General features: G+C 40.7%; 1 pseudogene. It reads left to right on the top strand.

Annotated elements, in window-relative coordinates:
* Positions 1-1,010 (top strand): annotated as a pseudogene (locus ACWA1F_RS23915) (hypothetical protein); the annotation flags it as partial.

The following is a 1,010-nucleotide window of genomic DNA, read 5'->3' as shown; positions in this document are numbered from 1 at the left end:
AACACTGCATCTGGAACATACACTCTGACTTATACCATCTGCGAGACGGGTGCAGCCCCTTCAAACTGCAAAACGGCAGTAGCAGAGGTTAAGGTTGCGAATGATCTGGTTGCCGTAAAAGATGATTTCGGAACTGCAGCTTCAGGAGCAACAGCATCAAATATCGGAAACGTTAAGACAAACGACACATTGGACGGAGCAGCGGTTACAGCGACCAATACAGCTGTTACAGCAAAAACGGAAGGCCCATTAAGCGTTGACGCTGACGGGAAGCTTACTTTAGCGGCGAACACTGCTTCAGGAACATACACTCTGACTTATACCATCTGCGAAACGGGTGCAAACCCTTCAAACTGCAAAACTGCGGTTGCAGAAGTTAAGGTTGTGAATGCAATAGATGCAGTAGTAGATAACATTGATCCGATTAATGGAAACATTGGAGGAACAACTGTATCATTAATTGGTAACGATACTTTTAAAGGTAATCCTGCGGTAATTGGAACTGATTCTGGAAAAGTTACAATAGATATTATTGGTGCTTTACCATCAGGATTAACATTAAATGCTAATGGTACTATTACGGTAAATCCAGGAACTCCAAAAGGAGATTATAATATAAAATATGAGATTTGTGAAGTAGGTGCAGTTCCTGCAAACTGCGATTCAGTTACTATAACTGTGCCGGTAACAGCAGGAGATCTAGTAGCAAACGAAGATGTTATACCTTCAGTTTTAGGTTCAAATGTGCCTCAGACATTAGGTGAAAATGTTTTTGATAATGATACGAAAAACGGAATTCCATTAGTGGCTTCAGATGTAAATCTTAATGTAACTAAAGCTGATCCGAAAGGGTATTTAACTGTAGATGCAAACGGAAACATAGTTTTAGGTTCTAATCCGCCAGCTGGAGAATATGAGCTGACTTATGAAATCTGCGAAAAATTAAATCCAGACAACTGCAGTTCAAATACGGTTAAAGTAACGGTAGGTCTTCCTGTAATCGATGCGGC

This window comes from Flavobacterium erigeronis (genome assembly GCF_054075165.1).
This window is presented reverse-complemented; position numbering and strand designations above follow the sequence as displayed.